Annotated in this window: 15 protein-coding genes and 1 pseudogene; 7 read left to right on the top strand and 9 right to left on the bottom strand. The window is 68.2% G+C overall.

Going from position 1 to position 22219, the window contains the following annotated elements:
- Nucleotides 1-40: 40 nt before the first annotated feature.
- The 5 genes and pseudogenes from ACVWZN_RS01960 to ispG form a co-directional block, all read right to left on the bottom strand.
- Nucleotides 41-1792: an alanine-zipper protein gene (locus tag ACVWZN_RS01960; protein WP_456954684.1), complete on the bottom strand. Its 1752-nt coding sequence runs from the start codon at nucleotides 1790-1792 to the stop codon at nucleotides 41-43.
- 87 nt (nucleotides 1793-1879) lie between these two features.
- A pseudogene (locus ACVWZN_RS01955) lies at nucleotides 1880-2164 on the bottom strand (YadA-like family protein); the annotation flags it as partial.
- A gap of 91 nt (nucleotides 2165-2255) precedes the next feature.
- A complete protein-coding gene (locus tag ACVWZN_RS01950) occupies nucleotides 2256-5618 on the bottom strand; it encodes a S8 family serine peptidase (RefSeq protein WP_456952383.1) in 3363 nt (1120 codons plus the stop codon).
- Nucleotides 5619-5803: 185 nt separating this feature from the next.
- Complete coding sequence (locus ACVWZN_RS01945) at nucleotides 5804-6478, bottom strand: phosphatase PAP2 family protein (RefSeq protein WP_456952382.1); 675 nt, start codon at nucleotides 6476-6478, stop codon at nucleotides 5804-5806.
- Nucleotides 6479-6500: 22 nt separating this feature from the next.
- Nucleotides 6501-7766, bottom strand: coding sequence for a flavodoxin-dependent (E)-4-hydroxy-3-methylbut-2-enyl-diphosphate synthase (gene ispG, locus ACVWZN_RS01940; RefSeq protein ID WP_456952381.1), 1266 nt, complete (start codon nucleotides 7764-7766; stop codon nucleotides 6501-6503).
- A gap of 108 nt (nucleotides 7767-7874) precedes the next feature.
- Here ispG and ACVWZN_RS01935 point away from each other — a divergent pair, with 108 nt between their 5' ends.
- The 3 genes from ACVWZN_RS01935 to ACVWZN_RS01925 all read left to right on the top strand — a co-directional run bounded on the left by ACVWZN_RS01935 (nucleotide 7875) and on the right by ACVWZN_RS01925 (nucleotide 11053).
- Nucleotides 7875-8180, top strand: coding sequence for a DUF2218 domain-containing protein (locus tag ACVWZN_RS01935; protein ID WP_456952380.1), 306 nt, complete (start codon nucleotides 7875-7877; stop codon nucleotides 8178-8180).
- Nucleotides 8170-9543 carry an exodeoxyribonuclease VII large subunit gene (gene xseA / locus ACVWZN_RS01930; protein WP_456952379.1) on the top strand — a complete coding sequence of 458 codons (1374 nt, stop codon included), beginning with the start codon at nucleotides 8170-8172 and terminating at the stop codon, nucleotides 9541-9543. Before ACVWZN_RS01935 ends, xseA begins: the two co-directional genes overlap by 11 nt.
- A gap of 70 nt (nucleotides 9544-9613) precedes the next feature.
- On the top strand, nucleotides 9614-11053 hold the full coding sequence (locus ACVWZN_RS01925; protein ID WP_456952378.1) for an aldehyde dehydrogenase family protein: 1440 nt from the start codon (nucleotides 9614-9616) through the stop codon (nucleotides 11051-11053).
- A 13-nt stretch (nucleotides 11054-11066) separates the two neighbouring features.
- Here the strand turns inward: ACVWZN_RS01925 and ACVWZN_RS01920 are convergent, their stop codons facing one another.
- Nucleotides 11067-13940, bottom strand: coding sequence for an EAL domain-containing protein (locus ACVWZN_RS01920; RefSeq protein WP_456952377.1), 2874 nt, complete (start codon nucleotides 13938-13940; stop codon nucleotides 11067-11069).
- A gap of 230 nt (nucleotides 13941-14170) precedes the next feature.
- Here ACVWZN_RS01920 and ACVWZN_RS01915 point away from each other — a divergent pair, with 230 nt between their 5' ends.
- Genes ACVWZN_RS01915 through ACVWZN_RS01900 form a run of 4 tightly spaced genes read left to right on the top strand, consistent with a single transcriptional unit; the run spans nucleotide 14171 to nucleotide 17966 of the window.
- Nucleotides 14171-14725: an RNA polymerase sigma factor gene (locus tag ACVWZN_RS01915; RefSeq protein ID WP_456952376.1), complete on the top strand. Its 555-nt coding sequence runs from the start codon at nucleotides 14171-14173 to the stop codon at nucleotides 14723-14725.
- Nucleotides 14722-15603 carry a hypothetical protein gene (locus tag ACVWZN_RS01910; protein ID WP_456952375.1) on the top strand — a complete coding sequence of 294 codons (882 nt, stop codon included), beginning with the start codon at nucleotides 14722-14724 and terminating at the stop codon, nucleotides 15601-15603. Before ACVWZN_RS01915 ends, ACVWZN_RS01910 begins: the two co-directional genes overlap by 4 nt.
- Before the next feature lie 7 nt (nucleotides 15604-15610).
- Nucleotides 15611-16204: an IMPACT family protein gene (locus ACVWZN_RS01905; RefSeq protein WP_456952374.1), complete on the top strand. Its 594-nt coding sequence runs from the start codon at nucleotides 15611-15613 to the stop codon at nucleotides 16202-16204.
- Nucleotides 16197-17966 (top strand): ABC transporter transmembrane domain-containing protein, encoded by a 1770-nt coding sequence (locus tag ACVWZN_RS01900; RefSeq protein ID WP_456952373.1) that lies wholly within the window; start codon nucleotides 16197-16199, stop codon nucleotides 17964-17966. The genes ACVWZN_RS01905 and ACVWZN_RS01900 overlap by 8 nt, the downstream gene beginning before the upstream one ends.
- A 6-nt stretch (nucleotides 17967-17972) precedes the next feature.
- Here ACVWZN_RS01900 and ACVWZN_RS01895 read toward each other — a convergent pair whose 3' ends face one another.
- The 3 genes from ACVWZN_RS01895 to ACVWZN_RS01885 form a co-directional block, all read right to left on the bottom strand.
- Nucleotides 17973-20939 (bottom strand): EAL domain-containing protein, encoded by a 2967-nt coding sequence (locus ACVWZN_RS01895; RefSeq protein ID WP_456952372.1) that lies wholly within the window; start codon nucleotides 20937-20939, stop codon nucleotides 17973-17975.
- Between the two features lie 165 nt (nucleotides 20940-21104).
- Entirely contained in the window at nucleotides 21105-21308 is a 204-nt protein-coding gene (locus tag ACVWZN_RS01890; RefSeq protein WP_027082641.1) for a cold-shock protein, read from the bottom strand.
- Between the two features lie 105 nt (nucleotides 21309-21413).
- A complete protein-coding gene (locus ACVWZN_RS01885; RefSeq protein WP_456952371.1) occupies nucleotides 21414-22184 on the bottom strand; it encodes an S-methyl-5'-thioinosine phosphorylase in 771 nt (256 codons plus the stop codon).
- Nucleotides 22185-22219 lie beyond the last annotated feature (35 nt).

Below are 22219 nucleotides of genomic sequence, written 5' to 3'. Positions count from 1 at the left end.
AAACGGCCCGGTCGCCCGGGCCGTTCGATACTTTCGCTGATTACAGGTCGACGCCGAAGCCGACGCCCGCCGAGCTGTCATCGCTCGAGAACGCGGCACCGATGCTCATCGAGATGTTGTCTCCGAAGCGACGACCGTAGCCCACCGACACGGCGCTCTCGCCGTGCTGCGTGCCGACGCCCATCGACAGACGACCGTGGTCGGGCTTTGCGTACGCAGCGTTCGCCGCCATCTGCATCATCGCGGCCGACATCGCGCCGTTGCGATCGATGCGACGGTCCTGCTGCTCGAAGCGATCGTTCATCTCCGTGCGCAGTCCGCCGAAATCGAGCACGAGGCCATTGAGCTTGGCATCCGTATAGGCGTTCGCCGAGGCGAGCGTCTGTGTGCTCTTCTGGTCGGTGTAGCTATTGGCCGAACCGAGCGTCGTAGTGGCTTTGTTGTCGACGTAGTTCTTGGCCGACTGCAGCGTCACGACGTCACCTGCGTCCGCATGCGTGTTCGCCACGCCGATGGCATTGGTAGCGGTGGACAGCGCCGTATTAGCCGTGGTCTGCGCGGTGTTGGCTGTGCTGAGCGCCGTGTTCGCCGTCGACTGCGCGTTGTCTGCTGTGGTCTGCGCCGTATTCGCGGCGGTCAACGCGGTATCGGCCGTAGTCTGCGCGTTGTTGGCGGTGGTTAGGGCCGTATCAGCGGTCGACTGCGCGTTGTTCGCGGCGTTAAGCGCTGTGTCTGCCGTCGTCTGTGCATTGTTGGCCGCCGTCTGAGCATTATTCGCCGTCGTTTGCGCAGTTGCGGCATTCGCGAGCGCAGTGTCGGCCTTTGTCTCGACGGCCTGCAGCTGCTGCAGGTTCACGGCGTCGGTCGACTGCGTGCCCGCGGCGACGTTCGTCAGCTGGCGCTCTGCACCCGCCGAACCGATCGACACGGTATTCGCGCGATCGGCGATCGAGTTCGCGCCTAGGGCGATCGCGTTGAAGCTAAAGCTGCGGCTGTACGCGCCAAGGGCCATCGTGTAGTCAGGACCGTCTGCTTCGGCTCCCGTGCCGAGCGCCACGCTTCCGAGCCCGCCAGCAGCACTCGCTGTACCGATCGACACGGAAACACCGCCGATCGCATGCGCCTGAAAGCCGATACCGACAGCACTGCCACTTGCCTGCGCTTCGTGGCCAACAGCCGTGCCATGGATGAACGCGTCACTTCCATAACCTATTGCCGTGCCCCCGAAGGCGCTCGTCGAGACCGCACCCACGGCAACTGCTCCCTCATCGAAGGCGCGGGCACCTGTGCCGATGGCCAGCCCATTGAAGCCTGTTGCTTCGCTAGCGAGTCCAATCGCAATGCTTTCATCCCCGGAGGCCTGGGACGCACCGCCAACCGCAGTGGAATAGAGACCCGAAGCTGATGCACTCTCCGACGGATCGACGATTCCGTCACCGTTTCGATCAGCCCAACCGCCGATGGCGGTACTGCCCTGTCCGGTCGCGCTCGTACCGGCTCCCACTGCGATCGCGCCGTCCCCGGCAGCATTGCTTTCCGCGCCGGCGGCGAGGGCGTAGTTTCCCGAAGCCATCGTCCCCGCGCCCAAGGCGTTGGAATAGATTCCCGACGCTAGGCTATTCCAGCCCGACGCCAAGCTGCCCACGCCGCTCGCAACGCTGTTGTAGCCAAACGCGGACGCGCCTTCGGCTGCTGCGCCACTGAAAGCGCCAAACGCGCTGGTGAAGTCGCCGACCGCAGTCGCGCCGCCGCCGTTCGCCGTAGCGCCTTCGCCCGACGCGACGGCCGACACGCCAAAAGCAGACGCGAACGCATCGTTAGCGGTCGCGCCGCTACCGACCGCGGTCGAGAAGATGTCCGTTGCGGACGCGCCTTGGCCGATCGCGGTGCTCTGATCGCCTGACGCCACGGCGGCGTCGCCCACGGCAGTGCTGCCGGTTCCCGTCGCCGCGCTGTCGGCGCCAATCGCCGTGCTGACGTCACCAGCAGCATTCGCGCGATTGCCGCACGCGAGTGCGTCGCCACCGGCGGCAGTCGCACCGCCGCTGGTGGGGCCGCCAACTCCGTCGTCTATGACACACGTGGTGCCGGCATACGCCGGCGAGAACGCCGCGATCGCAAGAAGAAGTGCGGCGCTGAGGGTGTTGCGATGGATGGTCTGCATGAAAATTTCCCGAGTTGGTGCGGGGCCGACCTTGGTCGGCCCTTCGATTCGATTGGATTGAAACGGGGCGGTGTTCGCCGCCCCGTTTTCGTCAAGGCGTAACGGTCAGCGCGATACGCACCGCGACCTTGGGTCGCGCCGGGTCGCTGGTGCTGACGCAGGTGTAGCCAACGTAGTTGCCGGCCGCGAGCCCTGCGGCGCTGAGCTGCATCTGCACGTTGGTCGACATGCCCTGCGACACCTTGCCCACCGTCGGCGTGCCTGCACCGATCCACGGTGCGCCGCAGCCCACGGCGCCGTCTGCCTGCCATGCGAGGCCGGCCCATGCCGCGCCACCCGATGCCAGTGCCCAGTTGCCCGCGCCGTTCGTTGCAGGCGTGATCGTCGCGTGCGACCCATTACCGGTGAGCGACCGCAGCCACGCCCAGCTGTTGGCCAGCGTCGCCCGCACGTTGACCACGAACCAGTACTTGCCCGGCGGCAGGTTTGGTGCCTGTCCGGCCGCGGCCAGGTTCAACGAGATCCCATTGGCATCGGCGGTGACGCCGGCGCCGGTCGGCGTGGACGTGTACGTCCAGACGGCTCCGGTCGGGTTCGTGTTGGGATTACCCGCCGGCAGGTTGCCCGCCGAGTTCGAGTAGATCGTCCACGTGAGCTGCGATGCGGTGCTCGCCAACGTCTGCCCGCTGACCACGAAGCCTTCGGCCGACAGCGACTTGATCGTCGTTGCGGTGTCCAGCGTGAAGTCGTCCGCTGCGTACTGGCCGCCCGCGCCGACCGTTGCGGCGTCGGAGAACATCGTGCCGCGGTAGCCGGACGTGACGCCGGTAGACAACGCCTTGACGATGTTAGCCACGCCCGTGCCGGTGTTGTCGACGCTGAAGCTCAGCGGCGAGCCACCGGCGTTAGCAAGCGAGAACGTCGCGGTGCCGGTCGCTCCGGTCGCCACGGTTGCACTCACCGTCGTCGGCGCCGACGCGATGGCCGGCTTGACCGCGATCGCCACCGGCATGCGCAGCACCGGCTGGTTCGGGTTACCGACCGACTGCGGCGTGAGCACCACGGTGCCGAAGTTGAACTGCGAGTTCGCCGGCAGCTGGTACGCGTTGATGGTGAACGTCACCGCCTTGCTCTCGCCCGGGTTCACCGTGAAGAGCGCTGGCGACACGGTGGCGCTGAGGCCGTCCACCTTCACGGACCACGCCTGACGGAACGTCAGCGTGTTGCGGAACGTACGCGTGAACACGCAACGCTCGAAGCACGAACCATTGATCAGGCTGGGCTGGTTGAGCGTCATCGGGTCGCCATTCGCGGCCGGATTGGCTGCGAGGTAGTTCGCCTTGGTCTCATTGAGCACGAGGCCCGCGCGGACCGCCTGGTCGACCTGGATGCGGCCTGCGCCGCGAGCGAACGCATTCGCCTGCGTTACGCCGTCTTCCATCAGCACCGTCTGCTTAGCCGTCATGGCCAGGGCCGACTTGATCTCGGCCGGCTTCCACGTCGGCTGCGCCTGGTGGATCAACAGCGCCGAGCCCGCATTGTGCGGCGACGCCATCGAGGTACCGCTCAGCAGGCCGACCGCATTTTCCGAACCGCTGATCGTCGTCCCCGCGATCGTGGCGAGGATGTTGACGCCCGGTCCGGTGATGTCCGGCTTCAGCAGGTTGTAGCTGCCGGCCGGTCCACGCGAGCTGAAGTCCGCCAGCTGGTCGGGTGTGTTCGACAGCGCGACCGGCGACAGCGGAATCGTTGCCGTCGCAGTGGGATTGGCGACGCCGAAGTTGCGGATCGCGTCACCCACGGCCTGCGTTACCGAGAACGCGGGGATCGTCGTGCCCGGCACCGACGGCGCGAGCGTGCCGGCCTGGTTGTTGGCGATCACCACGGCCACGGCGCCTGCGGCGCTCGCGTTGTTGACCTTGATCGAGAAGCTGCACGTGCCGCGACGGACGACGGCGATGGCGCCATTGAGCGAACCCGCAGGAAGCGCGTTGCATGCGTCGTCCGGGGCATTGATGCCCGAGCTGATCACCAGCGGAGTGGTGCCCGGGAACGTCTGCGTCATCGAGACGCCACCGGAGCCTTCCGTCAGGTTGATGCCCTGCATCGTCGCGGGCACTGGCGTCGGGCCCGTGGCCGAAAGCTGGTAGGCGAAATCGCCGCGGCCGTGCTGTGCGGCGGCGGTCGAGGACGTCCACGGCTCGTGGTGGCCCATGGTGTTCGGACCCGGGCCGCTGTTACCGGCGGAGGTCGCCACGTAGATGCCCGCATCGCTCGCGTTGAGGAACGCCTGCGAAACGGCGTCGGTCCACGGATCTACACCGCCGCCGATCGAGAAGTTGATGACGTTGACGACGCCGTCGGCGACCGCCTGGTTCACCGCCAGCACCGACGACGTGTTCGGGCACGAGCCGCCACCGGTCGTCACGTTCGTGTAGCAGACGTCGTACGCGATGATGTTCGCGTGCGGCGCGACGCCCGAGATGCGCAGCGTGGCGCCCTTGTAGCTGACGTCGCGACGGTTGCCGACCGCAGTCGATGCGGTGTGGCTGCCGTGACTGTTGGTGTCGCCGAAACCCGGCTCTTCGCGATACGTGCCCGCGCCGTTCAACTGGCAATACGTGTGCGTCGCGTCCGCGAGTTGATCGCAGACGAAGTCGTAGCCGCCGATGAGCTTGTCGTTGCAACGGCCTTCGTCGACGCCGCCCGGGGCACATGTGCCGAGGTAATGGCCGGTGCCGAGCGGATTGATGTGCTGGTAGCCATCGATCGGACCCACGGCCGCGAACGAGGGGCTGCCGAAGTTGATGCCGGTGTCGATGTCGGCGATGACAGTGCCTTCGCCCTGGTACTTCGACGGATAGCCCGGCGCTTGGCCGAGCCACAGCGTTTCGGCGCCGATCAGGCGCGGACCGACATCGGTGTCGGTCTGCATTTCGCGATACTTCTCGACGATCTGCGCGACACGTTGGGCCTTGACCTTCTCGGCCTCGTCCGGCGTGAGCTCGACGATGATCGCGTTGAGCGCGTGCTGCATGCGGCCGCGAACGCGAAGCGGACGGCCGATCGCACGGGCGATGTCCGACTCGTGGCCGATCTGCATCTGCTCCAGGTGGCGTACATAGCTCACCGCGGCAGCGCTGTGAACGTCGATGCGACCACGGGCCGGACCGGTCGCAAGCGTCGCGGGAGCCGCGAAGCCCTGCATCTGCCCGCGATACGTGGCGAGGGGCGATTCGCCGAACACGACGATGTACTGCTCGCGCCGTGTCACGCCTTCATCCGACAACGTGGCCGCCGGCATGGCGGGCTGCGACGCCGCGACCATTTGCCGCGCACCAGCGACGATCTGTGCCGGCTGGATGCCGGCCATGTGGAGCACCGTGGCACCCGCCGCGGCCGTGCCGAGGGCAGCCGCCACCCAGACGGCAATGCGCCTTTGCTTCAAAGACATGTGTTTTCCCCTGAATTGATGATGGCGCCGCGGCGCCCGTCCCCCGACCGATCTGGGACCTTCAACGCATTCGGATTCCCGAACCGGTCACCCCGAAAATATGACGGCTGCCCGAATTTTGCTTGCTGCGCTGCAGCAAGTGCCGTTTTGACGGGGTGAACTCGGCTAATTGCGGCGATGCGGGGTCAGACCTGCGCGGTTCCCGTCAGCAGCCCTCGCCGAAACGCGATGAACCGCACGCCTAGGGTCCAGGCGATCGCAGCCGACCACCCTGCGAGCACGTCTGACGGGTAATGCACGCCGAGATACACGCGCGACACGCCGACGCCGATGGCGAACAGCGTGCCGAGCACGACGACCGGCCATCGCCAGCGCGTGTCCCAAACGAGGCAGGCGAGCACACAGGCCAAGGTCGCCGAGCCCATCGCGTGTCCGCTGGGGAAGCTGTACGTCGCTTCGGGCGCGATGGGGATCCACAGCGACGGACGCGCGCGCGCGAACACGTGCTTGGCCGCGACGTTCAACAGCGCCGAGCCGCCGAGCGCGATGGCGGCGAAGGTCGCACTGCGCGAATGTCGTCGGAACGCGAGGAACAGTACGAGCGCGATGTCGAACGGCACGACGCCGCCGGAATAGCCGACGGCCGACAGCGCGAGGAACACGCGGTCCGCTGCCTGGCTCGACATCGCATGCAGCCCTTCGAGGATCGGCACGTCGAAGAAGAACGGCTGGCCGGCCGCGAGATCCTCGGCCAATTCGCCGAAGCCCCACAGGGGCAGCGCGACGCAGGCGAACACGAGCGCGAGCCGCAGCCCGTGGCGCTGGACGACCTTCTTGCCGACCTCGGCCTGTTCGGCCACGGCTGCGGCGGGACGCGGCGCCTCAGCCTTCGGCGGTGACTCCATAACGACGCTCCACGTATCGATCGATCAGGTCGACGAAATCGTCGGCGATGCGATCACCGCGGAGCGTGACGGTCTTTTCGCCGTCCTCGAAAACAGGCGCGGACGGTGCTTCGCCCGTGCCCGGCAGCGAAATGCCGATGTTGGCGTGGCGCGACTCACCCGGACCGTTCACGACGCAGCCCATCACTGCGAGCGTGAGGTTTTCCGCGCCGGGATGCGTGATCTTCCATTCCGGCATCTTGTCGCGCACGTGCGACTGCACCTTCTGCGCGAGCTCCTGGAAGAACGTACTGGTCGTGCGCCCGCAGCCCGGACACGCGGTGACCATCGGCGTAAACGCGCGCAGGCCCATCGTCTGCAGCAGTTCCTGCGCGACGATGACTTCGTTCGTACGCGACTGCCCCGGCTCCGGCGTCAGCGAAATGCGGATGGTGTCGCCGATGCCTTCCTGCAGCAGGACAGCGAGCGCCGCGCTCGATGCAACGATGCCCTTGCTGCCGATGCCGGCTTCGGTCAGGCCTAGGTGCAGCGCGTAATCGCCGCGCGTCGCCAGCTCGCGATACACGGCGATGAGTTCCTGTACGCCGCTGACCTTCGCGCTGAGCACGATGCGTTCGCGCGGCAGGCCCAGTTCCTCGGCGCGCGCGGCGGAATCGAGCGCGCTGCGGATCAGCGCTTCGCGCAACACGCGGCCGGCATCCCAAGGATCGGCGCGCCGTGCGTTCTCGTCCATCAGCACCGCAGCCAACGACTGGTCGAGCGAGCCCCAGTTCGCACCGATGCGCACCGGCTTGCCGTAGTGGATCGCGAACTCGATCAGCTGCGCGAACTGCGTGTCGCGTTTCTTGCCGAAGCCGACGTTGCCCGGGTTGATGCGGTACTTCGCGAGCGCTTCCGCACACGCCGGCTCGCCCGCGAGCAGCTGATGGCCGTTGTAGTGGAAGTCGCCGATCAGCGGCACGCCGACGCCCATCATGTCGAGACGCTCGCGGATGCGCGGCACCGCGGCGGCGGCCTCGGCGGTATTGACGGTAATGCGCACCAGCTCCGAACCCGCACGCCACAGTTCGGCGACCTGCTTGGTCGTCGACGCGATGTCCGAGGTGTCGGTGTTCGTCATCGACTGCACGACCACCGGCGCCCCGCCACCCACGTGCACGCCGCCGATCACGACGTCGCGCGTGACGCGTCGCGGCTGGGGACCGAAGGCGGAGGAATCGTGCGGGGCGGGCGTCAGGCTCATCCCGCAATTGTAAGTCGCCGCCCGCTGGCAGCTTGAACGGTGTGTCACACCCGATGCCTTGCCCTCACGCCCGCCCGACCTATCCTTGCGGCTCGCATCAGGTGCCCCATGCCCGCCGCCCACGCCCGAATCGCCACCGAGGAAGCCAGCCGCCTGATCAAGCGGCTCTGCATCCACTGGAGCCACAAGTTCGCGGTCGAATTCGACGAAACGCACGGCCGCGTCCCGTTCGATGCGTCGACCACCGCGACCCTGAACGCCCGCGACGGGCAGCTGGACGTGCGGGTCGAGGCGGAGGACGCGGAACGGCTCGCGCGGATACAGGAGGTCGTCGCCGAGCACCTGCAGCGCATGGCGCGCGCCGAGCAGCCGCTGCAGATCGACTGGCAGCCGGGAGAGCCGGATGTGGCGTGACGCCCCGGCCGACGACGCGGCCCCGGCCCCGCGCGACGTCTTCACCCCCAGCCAGCTCAACACGCTGGCGCGCGACATGCTGGAGACGACGTTCGGCTCCGTGTGGATCGAAGGCGAGCTGGGCAACGTGTCGAAGCCGGCGTCCGGGCATCTCTACTTCACGATCAAGGATGCGCGCGCGCAGATCCGCTGCGCGATGTTCAAGCCCAAGAGCTCGTGGCTGAAGTTCCAGCCGCGCGAGGGCCTGCATGTCCTCGGCCGCGGCCGGCTGACGCTGTACGAAGCGCGCGGCGAGTACCAGCTGGTGCTCGACCACATGGAGGAAGCCGGCGAAGGCGCGCTGCGTCGCGCGTTCGACGAGATGAAGGCGCGGCTTGCCGCCGAAGGCCTGTTCGACCCCGACCGCAAGCGTCCCCTGCCCGCCTTCCCGGCGCGCATCGGCGTGGTGACCTCGCCCAGCGGCGCGGCGATCCGCGACGTGCTGAGCGTGCTCGCGCGACGCTTTCCGCTGGTCGAGGTCGACGTGCTTCCGGTGCAGGTGCAGGGCACGGGCTCTGCGCCGCAGATCGTCGAGATGCTGCAGCGTGCGGGCGCGAGCGGCCGCTACGACGTGCTGATGCTGACGCGCGGCGGCGGTTCGCTCGAAGACCTGTGGTCGTTCAACGAGGAGATCGTCGCGCGCGCCGTGGCTGCGAGCCCGGTGCCGGTGATCTGCGCGGTCGGACATGAAACGGATTTCTGCCTGGCCGAGTTCGCGTCCGACCGACGCGCGCCGACGCCATCGGTCGCCGCGGAATTGCTCGTCCCGAATCGCGACGACGTTGCGCGTCGCGTCGACACATTGCAGCGTCGCCTGCACGCGCGACAGGCGCAGACGCTGCGCGACGCGATGCAGCGCACCGATCGCGCGGCGCTGAAGCTCAATTCGCTGCGACCGCAGGCCTACGTGCAGATGCTGTGTCGTCGACAGGCCGAAGCGTTTCGTCGCCTCGACGTCGCGTGGAAGCGCCGACTCGAGCGCGAACATGCGCGGTTGCGCCATGCCGATGCGATCCTGCGGGCGCGGCATCCGGAGCGCCGCCTTACGCGGTTGCGCGAACGCATGGCCGCGGTCGCGAATCGGCCGCAGGTCGCGATCGCACGTCGCCTTTCGCACGAGGCGATGCGCCTGCGCGGTATTGCACGCTCATTGGAGGCGGTGAGCCCGCTGGCGACGGTCGCGCGCGGTTACAGCATCCTTCGACGAACGGATGGGACCATCGTCCGCCACGTTGCCGATGTGTCGAACGGCGAAGCGATTACCGCGCGCGTGCGCGACGGCGAACTCGGCCTCCGCGTGGAATCGCGCACGGCTCCGAAATGACGTCCGCGGCTTGACGCCATCCAACAACGACAGGCGCATCATCGGCGCTTCGCGACCGACCGGTGCCGCCATGTCTGCTCCGCGCCTCCCGATCTACATCGCCGGCCAGCCCGTCAGCACGGGCGACTGGCTGGACGTCACCGACAAGTACAGCGGCAAGGTCGCCGCGCAGGTGGCACGTGCAGGCGCCGCGCACGTCGAGCAGGCGATTGCCGCCGCACACGGCGCGCGAGGCTCGATGGCGGCGTTCCCGCCGGACGCACGTCGCGACGTGCTGGAGCATTGCGTGCAGCGGTTCACCGAGCGTCGCGACGAACTCGCCGATCTGCTCTGCACCGAAGCCGGCAAGCCGATCCGCGATTCGCGCGGCGAGGTCGACCGACTGATCGACACGTTCCGCATCGCCGCTGGCGAAGCCACGCGCATCGGTGGCGATGTGCTGGAGATGCAGGTGTCGCCGCGCGCACGCGGCTTCCGCGGCATGACGCGACGCGTTCCGATCGGCGCGTGCAGCCTGATCACGCCGTTCAACTTTCCTCTCAACCTTGTCGCGCACAAGGTGGCGCCCGCGATCGCTGCGGGCTGCCCGTTCGTGCTCAAGCCGTCGGAACGTACGCCGCTTGGCGCACGCGTGATGGGCGAAATACTCGCGGAAACCGATCTGCCGCGCGAAGCCTGGTCTGTCCTCGTCTGCGACACCGCCACGTCCGCGCCGCTGGTCGACGATCCGCGCATCGCATTCCTGAGCTTCACCGGCGGCCCGATCGGCTGGGACCTGCGTGCCCGCGCAGGTCGCAAGAAGGTCGCGCTGGAGCTAGGCGGTAATGCGGCCTGCATCGTCGACGAAGACCCCGGCGTTCCGTTCGACCACCTGATCAAGCGCCTCGTGTTCGGCGCGTATTACCAGAGCGGACAGAGCTGCATCAGCGTGCAGCGGATCATTGCGCACCGCGCCATCGTCGAACGCCTGTCGACAGCGCTTGCCGACGCAGTGCGCGCGCTGCGTTGCGGCGATCCGCACGACGAGTCCACCGACATCGGTCCCGTCATCGACGACGCATCGGCGCAGCGCCTAACCGAGTGGGTCGATGCGGCTCGCGCGAGCGGTGCACGTGTGCTCACGGAAGGTCGTCGCGACGGCACGATGCTCGCGCCGTGGCTGCTCGCCGACGTCGCGCATGACGCGAAGCTGTATCGCGAGGAAGCGTTCGGCCCGGTTGCGGTCGTGGAAACCGTCGACACGTTCGACGCCGCACTCGATCGCGCCAACGACTCGCACTACGGTCTGCAGTGCGGCATGTTCACCGCGAGGGTCGATCACGCGATGAAGGCCTGGGATCGACTCGAGGTCGGCGGCGTGGTCGTCGGGGACGTGCCGAGCGTACGCGTCGACAACATGCCCTACGGCGGCGTCAAGGATTCCGGCATCGGCCGCGAAGGCGTGCGCTCGACCATCGAAGAAATGACCGAAGTGCGGCTGCTCGTGATCAAGGATCCGCCGACGCAGTGATGCGCGTCGGCGATCAGCCGACGAGGCTGGCGACCGCGTCGATCTCGTGCACGAGTTCCGGCAACGGCCGGCCGTAAAGATAGCCTTGGCCGAGCGTGCAGCCCAGCTCGCGCACGACGCGCTGCTGGTGCAGGTTCTCGATGCCTTCCGCCACCGTGTGGATGCCAAGCGATCCCGCAAGCGCCTGGATTGCACGCACCACCGCTTCGCTTTCCACGCGCGTCTCGCTGCCGAGGCCGGCGATGAAGCTCTGGTCGATCTTCAGGCACTCGATCGGGAAACGGTGCAGGTACGACAGCGCGGAGAAGCCCGTACCGAAGTCGTCGAGCTGCGCAAGCACGCCGTGTCCGCGCAGATGGTTGAGCATGTTCATCACACGCGGCGCTTCGTCGAGCAACGCGACCTCGGTGATCTCGATGCGCAGCCGGCGCGGGTCCGCCTTCGCCTTGTCCATCATTCGCAGAAGCCTGTCCGCAAACGCGCTGTCACGGAAGTGGCGCGGTGACACGTTGACCGAGATGTAGCCGCCCTCGGTGTGTGCGATGCGGTCGGCGACCTGCGCGTATACCAGCCAGTCGACTTCCTCGATCAGCGAGCTGTTCTCGCCGACGCCGATGAACGAAGCCGGCGTCAACAGGCCACTGCTCGAATGACTCCAGCGCAGCAGCGCTTCGTGGCCGATGATGCTGCGATCGGAGAGCCGGACGATCGGCTGGTAGAACGCAACGAAACCGTCGCCATTGATCGCGCGGCGCAGGTCGGCTTCGAGGTCGAGGATGCGCATCGCTTCCTCGCGCATGGCTTCGTCGAACGTCGCCCAGCGTCCGCGGCCGGCCGCCTTGGCGCGATACATCGCCGCGTCGGCGTCGCGCAGCAGTTCGCTGCCGCTGCGATAGCGCTGATGCCAGAGCGCGATGCCGATGCTGGCCGACGGGAAGACTTCGCGACCCGCGACCCACCACGGCTGGCCCAGCGTTTCGAGGATGCGGCTTGCCAGACGCTCGACGCTGGCCACGCTGTCGAGCTGGTGCACGAGCACCGCGAATTCGTCACCGCCCAAGCGTGCGACAACATCGCCCGGACGCACGCAGGCCGCGATGCGCCGCGCCGCTTCCATCAGCAATTCATCGCCCGCGGAATGGCCGGCGCTGTCGTTGACCAGCTTGAAGCGGTCGAGGTCGAGGTAGAGCACCGCGAACACCGAATGCGGATGCGCGTGCGTGAGCTCGATCGATTCGCTCAGCGCGTCGACAAGATGCGTGCGGTTCGGCAGGCCGGTGAGCGAATCGTGCCGCGCCTGGTGGGTGAGCCGCTGTTCCGCGCGCAGGCGCTCGCCGATCTGCGACACGAGTTCGCGGTTTGCGCGCGCGAGCTCACGAGTACGTGCTTCGACGCGTTCTTCGAGTTCGGTGTGCGCATGCATCAGCGCGTCCTGCGAGCGCTTGCGCTCCAGGCCGATGCCGATGTGGTGCGCGACGAACGTCAGCAGTTCCTGATCGCGACGACTGAACGTGATGGTGTGCGAATAACTTTGCACCGCGATCACGCCGACCACCTGGTCGTCCCGCCATAGCGGCACGCCGAGCCAGCAGCAGGCTAGTGCGCCGCGGCTGATCAGTTCGCCTTCGTGCGTCAGCGTTTCGATGTCCGCGCGTTCGACCAGCAACGGCTTGCGGCGCGTCAGTACGTATTCAGTGAGGCCGAAGCCGAGCGGACGCGCGACGCGGCGGCCGTCGCGTTCGTCGATCGAATACGGGAACTCGAGGCGCTCGCCATCCTCGGAAATCATCGCGATGTAGAAATTGCGCGCGTACAGCAGCTCGCCGACGATCGCATGCACTTCGCGATAGAAATCGTCGAGCGACGGCGCGCTCATCGACAGCTCGGCGATGCGGAACAGCGCGCTCTGCAACTGTTCGGCGCGCTGGCGTTCCTCGATCTCCGCCTGCATGTCGTTATTGAGCCGCTCCAGCGCATGCGTGCGCTCGCGGACCCGATGCTCGAGATCCTGCCGCGCGAGATGACGTTCGAGCGCGGTCAGGATGTGCTGCGCGACGAAGGCGAGCAGTGCGCGTTCTTCCTCGCCATACACACCGGCGCGGTCGTAGCTCTGCACAACGATCGCGCCACAGACGCGATCGTCGCGACGCATCGGCACACCGAGCCAGTCTTCGCTGTCGGGGCCGTGCGTCGGGTCGCGCACGACGCCGAGCTGGTCGCGCACCGCATCGGACGCGCCCCGCACCGGCTCGCCACGGCGCAGCAGCGCGAGCGTCAGGCTGTTCGGCATTTCCGACGCGGGAATTTCGCGATCGGGTTCGGCGACGTAGTCGTCGCGCTCATCGGCGAAATACACGAAGCGCACGGTGTCGAGCGCGTCGTCGTACAGCACGATGTAGAAATTCGCGGCGTACATCAGGCCGCCGATCACGTGGTGGATCATCCGCAGCATCGCGGACAGTTCGAGCCCGGAGCCCGCGAGGTCGGCGATCTCGTACAGCGCCTGCTGCAGACGTTCGGATTTTTCCAGGGAGTCCGCACGACGTTGCACGCGGTCGGCATCGAGATACGCGGCGATCAATGCGCGCGACATCTCCGACCAGGTCATGCGCACGTCGGCATCCAGTCCGCCGTGTACGCGCGCGGCGACGGCGCCATGACGACCGCCAGGCAACGGCCAGCGTTCGATCACGCAGCCGTCGGCGACGTCGATCGGCGTCGCACCAAGAAGTGAATTGCGGACGACCTCGGCGAGCGTGTCGTCGGCATCGTCGGACGTGTAGACGGTGACGCCTTCGCGCTCGCGCCAACCGGCCGCAACCGCTGCGTCGTTCGGCAATCCCGCTTCCAACGCAGCAACGAGCTCACGCCGTCGGGCGCGACGCATCCCATTGTCCGTTGGATCGGGTTTCCGCAACGCCGACTCCCCCTGTCGCCATGCCGGGCCTGCGCCCGACCCACGCTCCGGGTCGACCTTTCAGCCGGCTGCCGGTTCCCGCCCGCGGGGCGGGCCCGGACGAGAATACGTGATCGCAGCGCGCTTTGAAGGGCCTTGCCCAAAGGGGCGGCCGCACGCCGGGCTGTACCGCAACCGGCCGCCCCCGTACGCTGCCGCCGATGAATGGCGCGCCTGCAGCCACCGACGACGAGCTGATGCGCGCCTGGTGCGCCGGCGACGTGCGCGCGTTCGAGGAGCTCTACGGCCGACACAAGGGCCCGCTCTACGGGTTCGTGCTGCGCCAGCTGCGCGATGCGGCCACCACCGACGAGATCTTCCAGGACGTCTGGCAGCGGGTCATCGCGGCCCGCGAGAGCTGGCGTCCGGACGCGGCATTCAGCACGTGGCTCTACCGGATCGCCCACAATCGGCTCGGTGATCACTGGCGCGCGGCCAAGCACCGCCCCGCCGCGCCGGCCGATGCCGAAGCCCGGATCGAGGCGCTGGCGGACCCCGAATCGCCCGAACGGACGTTGAGTGATTTCGAGCAGCGCCGTCGCCTCCGCATGGCGCTGGACGAGCTGCCGCCCGAACAGCGCGAGGTCGTGCTGCTCAGGCTCGAGCAGGAGCTCACCCTCGAGGAGATCGGGGAGATCACCGGTGCCGGCCGCGAGACCGTGAAGTCGCGCCTTCGATACGCGATGGACAAGCTGCGCACGAGACTCTCGACATGACTGCCCGCCCGCCCGAGCCCGACCACGACGCGCTGTCCGCCGAGGAACGCGAGCTTGCCGCGCGCCTGGCCCGGCTCGACGCCGCGTCGGGGCCGTCGGCCGCGCTGGACGCGAGCATCCTCGCGGCCGCGCGTGCGGCGACGCCGGCGCGGGTCGTCTCCACGACGATGCGACGCACGCGTCGCTGGCCGAGCGCGGTCGGCGCCGCCGCGGTGCTGGTCGCAGCGGTCGGCCTCGCTTGGCAGCTGCGTCCGATGTTCGAGCTGCCGCCGCCGCTGGTGACGCATGCCGAACACGCCGGTGACGCAAACGGCGCCGGTGCCGAGTCCGAAACGGTCGTGCAGGTCGAAAGCGTGCCGCGTCGCGAAGCACCGGTGGCGGCGGTCGGCAACGCGCCTGCGCAGGCCGCACCCGCTGCGGCCGCGCGCAAGGCGTCGCCGGTTGCGGGCGGTGGCGCACCCCGTGTCGCGAATGCACCCGCCCCGGCGCGCAAGGCCGCCGCGCATCCATCGGTGCACGATTTCGTCGACGAGGCGATGCCGCCTCCGCCGCCTCCTGCACCACCACCGGCGCAAAACGCCCGTGCGTTCTCCGCGACGTCCGCCAAACCCGAAGCCGATGCGGGCGTCATGCCGCAGGCCGCCGCTGTAGCCTCGCGGGCACGACGCGAAGCCGTCGCCGCCCCGCTTCCCGACGTCTCCACGGACGCGCGTCTTCCGACGCGCGATTGGCTGACCCGTATCCGCGCTCGCCGCGACGCCGGCGACGTCGCCGGTGCGCGCGCCAGCCTCGCCCGCTTCGTCATCGCGCACCCGCGCGTCGCCGTGCCCGCCGACCTGCGTCCGCTGCTGCGCGACGACGATCCCTGGTCGCCGTGACGCGTCGATGCTGACGCTCGCCGGCCCCGCGTCGGCCACGCTCGAGGTCAAGCACAGCCGGTTCATCGCGCACGCGGCGCCGGTGACGTCGCCCGCCGCCGCGCTCGCCTTCCTCGCAGAGGTTCGCGACGACGCGGCCACGCATAACTGCTGGGCGTACCGCATCGGTCAGGACTACCGCTCGAGTGACGATGGCGAACCGTCGGGCACCGCAGGCCGACCGATCCTCGCCGCGATCGGCGGGCAGAAGGTCGACGGCGTGGTGGCCGTGGTGACGCGCTGGTACGGCGGCATCAAGCTCGGCGCAGGCGGCCTGGTGCGCGCGTACGGCGGCTGCGCGGCTGAATGCCTGCGTCTCGCCGAGAAGGTCGAACTCGTCGAAAACACCATGCTTCGGCTGCGCTTCGCGTTCGCCGACACCGGCGCCGTACACTCGGTGCTGGCGGCCGCGGGTGTCGAACGCATCGACGAAAGCTTCGATGGCGACGGCGTCGAACTCGCGATCCGCCTGCCCGCCGACCGCGCGGACACCTTGAAAGCGCACCTGCGCGACGCCACCCGGGATCGGGTCCGCCTGCTGGAAAATCCTTCCGATGCCTGACGCCCCCGCCGGCGCCGCCCCCGTTTCGCGCTTCGCCGGCCTGCGCGCGCTGTGGCCCTTCGTGCAGCGCCATCGTTCGCTGTTCGTGAGCTGGCTGGTCGCGCTCGGCATTTCGTCGACCGCCACGCTCGCGCTGCCCGTCGCCTTCCGTCGCGTCATCGACCACGGCTTCGCGAACGGCACGGCGCATTCGATCAACGTCGCGTTCCTGCCATTGGGCGGCGTGGTGCTGCTGCTCGCGCTGTTCACCGCCGCGCGCTTCTACTTCGTGTCGCTGCTGGGCGAGCGCGTGGTCGCGGATCTGCGCGATCGTCTCTACACGCATCTGCTGAGTCTCGACGCCGCATTCCACGACCGCACGCGATCCGGCGAGCTGGTCTCGCGCCTGAGCGCCGACACCGAACTGCTGCGCAGCCTCGTCGCTTCGACGATGTCGATCGCGCTCCGCAGCGCGGTCACGGTGGTCGGCAGCCTGGTGATGCTGTTCGCGACCAGCCCGCGGCTGGCGTCGTATGCATTGATCGGCATTCCGCTCGCGGTCGCACCAATCGTGATCGGCGCACGACGCCTGCGAAAGATCGCGCGCACCAGCCAGGACCGCGTGGCGGACGCCAACTCTATCGCCGCGGAAACGCTGGGCGCCGTCGCGACGGTGCGTGCGCATGCGCGCGAGCCGTACGAGCGCCAACGATTCGTCGACGCCGTGACCGCTGCGGTTGGTGTCGCTCGCAAGCGCATCGGCGCGCAGTCGCTGGTCACCGCGGTCGCGATCACGCTGGTGTTCGGCGCGATCGTCACCGTGCTGTGGCTCGGCGCGCACGACGTGCTCGCGCATCGCATGACGGCCGGGACGTTGCTGCAGTTCCTGCTGTACGCGGTGGTCGGCGGCGGCTCGGTCGGCGCGCTCGCGGAAGTGTGGAACGAGTTGCAGCGCGCGACCGGCGGCATGGGTCGCATTGCCGAACTGCTGGAAGAAACACCGACGGTTACCGTTCCCGCATCGCCGCGCGCACTTCCCGCGCCGGTCACGGGTGACATCGAATTCGATCATGTCGGTTTCGCGTATCCGGCCGAATTGGGTCGCGAGGTGTTGCGCGATTTCAGCCTTCGCGTGCGACCCGGCGAAACCGTCGCGCTGGTCGGTCCGTCGGGCGCCGGCAAGAGCACCGTGTTCTCGTTGCTGATGCGCTTCCATGACGTTACTGCCGGCGCGATCCGCATCGACGGCGTGCCGATCGACAGCGTCGACCCGGCGGGCCTGCGCGCCGCGATCGCACTGGTCGCACAGCATCCGACCCTGTTCGCGACCAGCGTGCGTGAGAACGTGCGCTACGGTCGGCTTGATGCCGACGACGCCGCGATCGAACGCGCGCTCAAGACCGCGCACGCGGCGGACTTCGTGCGCGCACTGCCGCAGGGCCTCGACGCCACGGTCGGCGAACGCGGCGCGCGCCTGTCGGGCGGACAGCAGCAACGCATCGCGATCGCACGCGCCGTACTACGCGACGCGCCGATCCTGCTGCTCGACGAAGCCACGAGCGCGCTCGACGCGCAGAGCGAGGCTGCGGTACAGGCCGCGCTCGACGAATTGATGGACGGCCGCACGACGCTGGTCGTCGCGCATCGCCTCGCCACCGTCCTGAAGGCCGATCGCATTGTGGTGATGGATGGCGGTCGCATCGTCGCGGAAGGCACGCACGCCGACCTCATGGCGCAGGGCGGGCTCTACGCGGAACTCGCGCGCCTTCAGTTCATCGACTGACGTACGTCACGCCGCATCCGCGGCGGGCAGGATGCCGAGCGCGAGCAACGTCTCGAAGTCCAGAACTTCCAGCGGACGACTGTAGAGATAGCCCTGCACGTCGCGGCAACCGTGCGCATCGAGCATCGACGCTTGCGCCAGCGTCTCGACGCCCTCGGCCACGACGTGGGCTTCCAGCGCGTTGGCCATCGCGATGATCGCCTGCACCACCGCGCCCTGCTTCGCGTCGCCCGGCAGTCCGCTCACGAACGACCGATCGATCTTGATCGTGTCGAAGCGATGGTTGGCGAGGTAGCCGAGGCTTGAATAACCGGTGCCGAAATCGTCGATGGCGATGCGCACGCCGAGCGCGTGCAGCCCGGTGATGAGTCGCTCGGCACGCTCGCGGTCGGCGAACATCTGGCTTTCGGTGAACTCGACTTCGAGCAGTTCGCCCGGAAGCTGCGTGTCGCGCAATGCATCGGCGACGGTTGCAAGCAGGCGGTCCGCGTCGAAGCGCGCAAGCGATACGTTGACCGACACCGGCCCCGGCAGCTGCCCCGCAGCGCGCCAGGTCTGCGCCTGTCGACACGCTTCGCGCATCACCCAGCGGTCGACTTCGGTGACCAGGCTGCTCTCTTCGGCGATCGGGATGAACTCCATCGGCGGGATGAGCGTGCCGTCCGTGCGGCGCCAGCGCACCAGCGCTTCCATGCCGATGATCGTGCCGTCGGGGCGCCGCACTTTGGGCTGGTAAACGAGGAACAGCCCGCCATGGGCGAGCGCGTCGCGCAGGTCGTGTTCCATGCGCAAACGACGCTCGACGCGCTCGCTCATGCTGCGCGCGAAGAAGCTGTGCCGCGCGCGGCCGGCGTGCTTGGCGTGATATAGCGCCGCGTCGGCATGGCGCATCAGGCCGCGCCGATCGGTGGCGTCCTGCGGATACAGCGCGATACCGATGCTCAGCGACACATGCAGTCGATTTCCTTCTACTTCGATCGGCCGACGCATCACCTCGATCATGCGTTCGGCGATGCGCGCCGCGCCCTCCGGATCGGGAAGGCGTTCGAGCAGCACGACGAATTCATCGCCGCCCTGTCGACTCACCGTGTCCTCGGGTCGCACGGTCGACTGCAGGCGCTTGGCGACTTCCTGCAGCACGACGTCGCCCACTTGGTGGCCGAGCGAATCGTTGATCGTCTTGAAATGGTCGAGGTCGACGAACATCAGCGCACCGCGTCCGCCGTGCGGAATCGCGGCGACGGCGTGCTCCAAGCGATCCTGCAGCAACACACGATTCGGCAGGTCGGTGAGATGGTCGTGCTGCGCCTGGTGCGTCATGCGCAGCGCCATCGCGCGCGTTTCGCTGATGTCGTGGATGACCATGACGCCGCCAATGACGCGCCCATCGCTGTCGTGGATCGGCGCGGCGGAGTCCTCCACCGCGAAGCGCTCGCCATCGCGCCGCAGCAGCGCGCGATCGAACTGCGACGATACGATGCGATCGTCGGACAGCGCGGTGCGCATCGGTGATGCGACTTCGCTGCCGCTGTCGTCATCAACGAGGCGAATCACCTCGTCAATCGAACGGCCGAGGGCGTCGCCTTCCGCCCACCCGGTCAGCTCTTCCGCCACAGGATTGAGCAACGTGATGCGCAGCTGCGTATCGCAGGCGACGACGGCGTCGCCGATCGAATCCAGCGTGACCCGGATTCGCTCCTTTTCCTCGTGCAGTGCGTGCTCGGCCTTGACACGCGCACTCACGTCGATCGCGAGCACGAAGAAGCCTTCGCGGCCGTCGTCGGTGAAATTGGGGACATAGTGGATTTCGAGGTCGCGGCCGAGGACGTGCGTCTCGAACGTGGCGCGCTCACCGGCCAGCGCGCGACTGACGGGCGCATCGACGCTCTCGGCGTACGCATCACCCAGCACCTCACGCTGCGTGCGCCCGAGCATGGCGGCGGGTTCGCGGCCGAGGAATTCGGCGTAGCGGCGATTGATCAGCTGGTAGCGGCCCTCGGCGTCGATGAGGCCGATCGCTGCGGGCACGTGGTCGTGCAACACACGCAGCTGATGTGCCGTCTCGCGCAGCTCGCGTGCCGTGGCGCGCCGGCGTTCGGTCTGCACGGCGACCAGCAACGGCGCGAAGAGGCCGAATGCCGCCGACGCCGCAAGTTCGGTGAAGCCGAGCCCGGCCAGCGCACCTTCGTGCGCGCCGGGCAGCCAGCGATGCACCGCGAGTAGCGCGAGGATCGCGACGAGGTCGAGCAGCGCGGTACCGAGGATGCCGAGGCGCAGGCCTGCGACGAGCAATGGCAGCAGCAGCACGATCAAGGGCTGCCGCAACCACAGCGACGCCGCTGCCGCGCCCGCGATCGATAGCGCCGCCAGCAGTGCGAACAGCGCGAGCGAACGCGGCTGGCGGAAGCGTCGCCACTCGTCCGGCGTCGACGCGAGCACTGCCGGCAGCAACGTCAGCATTCCGAACGCGCCGCCGAGTGCCCAGTCGCGCCAGATCGACCACGCATCCGCCTGCGCACCGGGGATCAACGTCGCCACCAAGCCGGTTGCCGCGGGCACCGCGACCACCGCGATGCCGGCCAGCCACGCGAGGTCCGATACGCGGCGCAGGCCACGCGGGTCGCAACCGGCCCGCACGAGCAACACGTAGGCGACGGCGGCCTCGGCGACCCGCAGCATGCTGTGTGCGAGCACCACCGGCACGCGTGCGGACGGCACAAACACGAACACCAGCGCGCCGAGCACGACCGCGCAGGCGAGCAGCACCGTAGCGGCCAGCCTCGGCGGTGCACGGCGCAGCAGCAGCATGCCGACCAGCCACGCACCCGCGAGGCGGATCGCCGGCACCTGCGTCGCGTGGATCCAGCTCAGTGCCACCGCGGCGTACGACAGCACCACGGCGCCAACCACGGTCGCCGCCGCCCACGCGGCGTCGCGTGCACCGAACGTCGACGTGGCGGTGGCGTTGGACATACGCGAAGGTGGACTGCCCTGAATAGCGCGAGGGTTCACGATGTCGATATACCCGGGCACCGCAGCGCCGCGTGAGTGAAGAGATCCGCGCGACGAACCACATCGCGGGGGCAATAAAAAGGCCCCGCCGGAGCGGGGCCTCGGGAAACGGTACGCAGCAAACCGTCAGGCCGGAACGACGCCCGATGCCTGCATGCCCTTCGGGCCCTGACTGACCTCGTAAGACACGCGCTGCCCTTCCTTGAGACTACGAAAACCCTTGGAGCTGATCGCCGAGTAGTGCACGAACACATCCGCAGTTCCGTCTTCGGGCGAAATGAAACCGAATCCCTTCGCATCGTTGAACCATTTCACGGTGCCGTACTGCATATCCTTGATGACCTCATGCTGTGAGCGTAGGCGCGCCGCGGTGGCCCGTATGGGTCGCAGCCGCGCGGCCGAGTATGCAAACGCCGCAGCCGGTTGACAATCGTCCTAGCGGGTATCGCCTGACGTGCGGTCGAGCAACGCGCCGAGCAGCGCAGGCAGATGCGCCGACGCCGCGGCGACGTTGTCGAGCACGTCCTGCAGCGTGATCACTTCATCGACCTGCGGGCCTGCACCCGCCGCCCAGTTCGCGATGATCGCCAGACACGCGTAGTCGAGTTCCATTTCGCGCGCGAGCCCGGCTTCGGGCATGCCGGTCATGCCGACGAGGTCGCAGCCGTCGCGCCGCATGCGCGCGATCTCCGCACGCGTTTCCAAGCGCGGGCCCTGCGTCGCGCCGTAGCACCCGCCGTCGACGAGTGGAACGCCCGCGTCCTGCGCGGCGGCAAGCACCGCGTTGCGCAGCGACGGCGTGTACGGCTCGCCAAAGTCGACGTGCAGCACTTCGGTTCCCGGTTCTTCGCAGATCGTCGAGACGCGACCCCAGGTGTAGTCGATGACCTGATCGGGACAGGCCAGCACGCGCGGGCCGAAGCGGTCGGTAATGCCGCCTACCGTGTTGAGCGCGAGCACGCGCTTTGCGCCGAGCGCCTGCAGCGCCGCAAGGTTCGCGCGGTAGTTGACGAGGTGCGGCGGTACCGAATGACCTTCGCCGTGGCGGGCGAGGAACGCGACGCGATGCCCCGCCATTGTGCCGACGCGCACCGGGCCGGAGGCGCGACCGAAGCGCGTGTCGGGCTCGTGCGATTCGACGTCGTGCAGTTCGGCGAGTCGATACAGCCCGGTGCCGCCGATGACGGCGAGTGCGATGTCGCTCATGTCGTGTCCGTGCGAAGTCGTGATGCGAAGCGGTG

It is taken from the genome of Lysobacter sp. HA35 (assembly GCF_054061195.1).
Note: the sequence above shows the minus strand (reverse complement) of the source record. Positions and strands in the feature narration are given on the sequence as shown.